The sequence below is a fragment of the Vibrio anguillarum genome, from assembly GCF_001989995.2.
Taxonomy (GTDB): domain Bacteria; phylum Pseudomonadota; class Gammaproteobacteria; order Enterobacterales; family Vibrionaceae; genus Vibrio; species Vibrio anguillarum.
In genome coordinates, this window is record NZ_JAHGUP010000043.1 from 1 (window position 1) to 4,316 (window position 4,316).

Sequence of the window (4,316 nt, forward strand, 5' to 3'; positions counted from 1 at the left end):
ACGATCTTCGAGTACATAGAGGTTGATTATAATCGGACGAGAAGGCACAGTGCTCTTGGGTATCTAAGCCCAGTTAACTTTGAACAGCAAAATGTCGCTTAATGTGGTGTCCAGTCTTGCTGGAGCAGATCAAGTTAGCAAAAAAAGAAATTTTAGCTAACTTAGTTTAAATAGCTTGTACACCTAACGTCTGTTGGCTTATATAATAAAATTGCTATCACTAAAACATTGCACGCTCTTACGATATTCAGTTGGCGTCATATTTTGATACTTCTTAAAAAGTACGCGGAAGTGGTTGGTATCATTGTATCCAATTTCGTTGCAAATTCGCTCTATAGAATATTCGGTTCTATTCAATTTCTCTCGTGCTACAGCAATTCGGATCCTCTGTATATAGTTTATAGGAGTTTCTCCCGTTGCCATTTTAAAGCGACGTTTCATTTGCCGCTCACTTAAAAAGCAGTGACTCGCGCACTTGACGACACTCAGTTTAGTGGGATTTTGTTCGTGCATCCAGTCTTGAAGGGCATGAATCAGTTGATCATTATGCTGCCTAAACTCTACAAAATCGGAATGAGATACTTGCTGTTCCTCTGTTACTTCCCCTTTTAAAAAATGATCACATTTTTCTTTGTGGTTTGAACCAAAAAGCCCATCGATAACGAGCATTATTGCTTGGTAGTACTCAACAACGCTGGAAGTACAGATCAAATTATCTTCGCGAGTGATTTTGATATGCGGCTGCAATTTTACCTTGGGATACAGATCGCGGAATAAACGGCTGTGAACCCAATGTGTAGTGGCAGTTTTTCGGTTAAGCACGTTCAAATGAGCAAGGATAAAAGCCCCTGTATATAGTGAAACAACGTACGATGTTTCACTAATTAACTTCTTGAGCCAGTTCCCCATTTCGTCACTCATTAAAAGAGGTAGCTTCTCCGGTTCACCACAAGAACCAATTAAAAGTACGTCAGTGTCAGAAATTTCACTCCAGTCTCGGTTTGGTGACAATCTAATGCCACCTAGGGCTTGAACATTATTACCTGATGTTGAGACTAAGTTTATTTTAGGTTCTGGAATTCTCGCTAATGTGCTTGCAACAGTTAACATCTCAATTGGACCAGAGATAGAGGTTGTTGGCATTCCATCGAAAAGTAAGGCCGTAATTTGAAGCGGTTTAGGAGCCGTACAGGTAAAACGCATTGTACGTATTTCCTTGTGTAACAGTAATTTCCTTTACTATGCCTAAACCTCGAGCACTAAACCAATGAACTTATATGATAATTACCTTTTATGTTGAAAGTATAACAAAAAAAGAATTACTTAAGATTTTGATTTTTATAATCTTTTCATCCATAATTTTCATTATAACCAAATGTGTTGAATAAATTTAGAGTAATAACTCTATCACCGGCCAGCCGTAACGCATTGCACGCTGCCTGTGAGTAAACTTGAATAACAAAAGTTATCACTATCTTGATAAACGGTCTGGAAATATTCGTCGGCTCTTTCCAGAAGAAGGTGTGCTTGCGTAGCATCTGGTTCAACGCTAGCTGTATAGAATTCGCTGTATACTGTACTGCTGGTTGAGAATAAGCTCGATGTCCAAAAATATACTGAAGATGAAACGTTTAAACTTATGGAATCATCTTCAGGCCCATACGTCGTATGAAGTTGATGCATACCACTCCATTTATGATCAAGAGTATGAAATTCTCGATACTTCTCGACTCCCGACGCACTGTAAGTAACACCATGACTGAACAACAAAGTGTTATTTCTTCCTTCAAGAAAAGAAGGATGAAACATGTTGTTCTGATACACAAGTAATAGTGTTAAGCTAGCAAGCAATACTGCTAATAAGATGTTTAACTTACTGGCAATGTTCACGAATAGCCTCTTTGATGTTTTGAGTTGTGTATTGGTGAGAAAAACTCAAGTTAGCCGAACGAATTTCACTAAATTTTTCTGTTTTATAGATGCAAGATACATATATCTGTTCTGGGTTTTTAGAAAGGAAGATTTTGCTTATATTACTTTGATAGATGCCTGAAATGGATTCTAATAGCTTAGTACCACTTGGGCTAAACTCGTAATAATAGCTAATACCTGCAATCTCGGCACTTACCCACCGTTTTGTACTGATGCTTAGAGAGTTAAAGTAGATAGTGATAAGCCAATACGAGATTGAAATAACACCTATGGATAGGCAAACGGTAATTACACCTTGGATAAGCATATATAGTGATGGAGGGTTTACAGCTTTTAACAAGGTGCTTTCTGGTTGCTGTTTGTTTTTATTGCTATTTTCACTGTCATCTGCGGTAAAGTTGCTTTCTCCAGCTCTTAAGTTAGGCTGTGAAAACATAACCCCACCAACTACAAGCATATAACCTTGTTTTGGGAAAGTTTTGATATAGCGTTGCTCCTTACCATTGTCACCAAGAGCTAAACGTATTTGCGCGATAGACTGGGTAATACTAGACGCAGAGACAATGCGCTCTCCCCATACCTCTTGTAAAATACACTCTTTAGAAACCACAGCTCCTTGATTATGGAGCAGAAGTTCTAAAATTTTGCTATCAGTAGACTTGAGCTTCTTACTCTTTTCGTGGCTTAGATGTGACAGTTGTCTCCGAGCTGTTGGGTCAAATACCCACATGATGTATCCTTTAATGTTTTCATAAGAGGTTTGCCAGTTATGAGGAGTTATGAGGAGTTATGATGTTATCATAACGGAGTTACTGAGTGTAAATCTGTCCTGAGCAATACCTGCAAAGCACTACGTTATTATTTGTTTCCATTTATACTATTTACGTCTACACACTGAATTGCTTGGTCAGATAATTGAACATAGCAGTATTGTCTTGCATCGCTTGGTAGTACTTGAAATTCCTCATCCCCACCATCAAATAGAATATGCTGTTCTGGCCTATCAAAAAATCTTACCTGTTCTTTATCGACAAGCTTACTGATAAATTTAATCGAATATTCATTAAATGGCCAGAATGTGATTAAAAATTGCGTTTTTACAGACTCACCACTATCAAATTTAATATTTGCAAGTAGTTCATATCGGTTGAGAAAAAAAGGAACCAGTGTATAGCTTACCTCTCTATACCGAGAATCTTGTTTTTCCTCGCCATACGTAAGGACAACTTTACTAATGACAGTCTCAGTCTTATTAACAAAGCTAGGTGTGAAAGAAGTAGCAAGGTAGAACTGTATTAGCAACGTAATAATGAGTAGTAGACTCAAGATTCCTATGGTTTTATTGACATACTTCCAACACTTCATTACCAACATCCTCAAGGACACGATTTATATCAACTGAAAAATTATAACTTCTTTGCTGATCGTTGTTTGGTATCAACTTGTAACATGCAATGTAAAGTCGACTTTGATTAGAAGTTATATAGAAATTGACATTAGTGAGATTCTTTTTATGGATAATAGTCTCTACCAACTGACTACTTACTCTGTCATTTTTTTCAACGTAAAAATTGTTACTTCCCACCTTGAATGAATAAAAACTCATGGACTTAGCGCTATCAGGAGCGACAAATAAGAAATGGAATAATAAAATGTTTATAAACAACAAAAATGTAAACCCACTTATCAACAGCCAACTTACTGAGTATTTTTTTATCGCTGTATCTGTTTCTGCTTTTTCCTCTGCTACTAATTTAACAGTGTTTGGCATAAGACAATAGCCCCATTTGGGTATTGTTCTGATAACATTCTGTTCGTTAGCATTGTCACTTAAAGACTGCCTTAACTTAGTTATGGCTTGTGTAATGCTGGACTCAGAAACAACTTTGTTTGGCCATACATATGTGAGTATTTGCGCCTTTGTTACCGTTTTGCCTTGATTGGTAAGCAATAATTTCAGTAGGTCACTCTCTATATTATCTAGTTTTCTATAGTCATTTGTCTGCAGGTTATGTAACTGCTTATCTGCTCGATGATCAAATATCCACATATTGTTACTCTTGCCGTTGATTTGCTGTCAATCACTGTCTCTAGCCAGATAGTCATTAATGATAATTCTATCCATTAAATTCTCTACCTTCAATAGATACAGTTAAAACCTACGTATTTTTGCCATCGCTAATGCGGCACTCCAGATAGGAATAAAATACACCAAGCCCAAATCAATGGAGCAACAAACCTTAGTGGCTCTTGAAGCAAATCGCTGTAATGGTACGGTTAACTTGGATGGTATTTAAGCCTTATAATTATCACTACTTATAAGGAATCTGATATGTCACCAAAACTACGAGTGCAAATCACCCCTGTAGTGGTCAACTAAAATT

At 37.1% G+C, this 4,316-nt stretch carries 6 protein-coding genes; 1 reads left to right on the forward strand and 5 read right to left on the reverse strand.

Annotated features, from left to right (window positions below; all coding sequences use genetic code 11):
- A partial coding sequence (locus PL85_RS11785; RefSeq protein ID WP_215796825.1) for an IS3 family transposase occupies positions 1 to 102 on the forward strand: 102 nt, incomplete at its 5' end.
- 96 nt (positions 103 to 198) lie between these two features.
- On the opposite strand, the gene PL85_RS11790 is transcribed toward PL85_RS11785, so the two are convergent.
- The 5 genes from PL85_RS11790 to PL85_RS11810 form a co-directional block, all read right to left on the reverse strand.
- Positions 199 to 1,203 (reverse strand): GlxA family transcriptional regulator, encoded by a 1,005-nt coding sequence (locus PL85_RS11790; RefSeq protein ID WP_013856705.1) that lies wholly within the window; start codon positions 1,201 to 1,203, stop codon positions 199 to 201.
- Positions 1,204 to 1,407: 204 nt separating this feature from the next.
- The gene (locus PL85_RS11795) at positions 1,408 to 1,890 is read right to left on the reverse strand and encodes a hypothetical protein (protein WP_013856704.1); all 483 of its coding nucleotides are present in this window, start codon (positions 1,888 to 1,890) and stop codon (positions 1,408 to 1,410) included.
- Positions 1,874 to 2,662, reverse strand: coding sequence for a winged helix-turn-helix domain-containing protein (locus tag PL85_RS11800; protein WP_013856703.1), 789 nt, complete (start codon positions 2,660 to 2,662; stop codon positions 1,874 to 1,876). Before PL85_RS11800 ends, PL85_RS11795 begins: the two co-directional genes overlap by 17 nt.
- Positions 2,663 to 2,790: 128 nt before the next feature.
- Positions 2,791 to 3,318, reverse strand: a complete 528-nt coding sequence (locus tag PL85_RS11805) for a hypothetical protein (RefSeq protein WP_019282908.1) — start codon at positions 3,316 to 3,318, stop codon at positions 2,791 to 2,793.
- Entirely contained in the window at positions 3,272 to 3,982 is a 711-nt protein-coding gene (locus PL85_RS11810) for a winged helix-turn-helix domain-containing protein (RefSeq protein WP_019282907.1), read from the reverse strand. The genes PL85_RS11805 and PL85_RS11810 overlap by 47 nt, the downstream gene beginning before the upstream one ends.
- Between the last annotated feature and the right edge of the window lie 334 nt (positions 3,983 to 4,316).

Bases quoted from the DNA above. Each gene is read 5' to 3' on its own strand.
- PL85_RS11790 (WP_013856705.1), bottom strand. From the start codon at position 1,203: ATGCGTTTTACCTGTACGGCTCCTAAACCGCTTCAAATTACGGCCTTA.
- PL85_RS11810 (WP_019282907.1), bottom strand. From the start codon at position 3,982: ATGTGGATATTTGATCATCGAGCAGATAAGCAGTTACATAACCTGCAG.
- PL85_RS11800 (WP_013856703.1), bottom strand. From the start codon at position 2,662: ATGTGGGTATTTGACCCAACAGCTCGGAGACAACTGTCACATCTAAGC.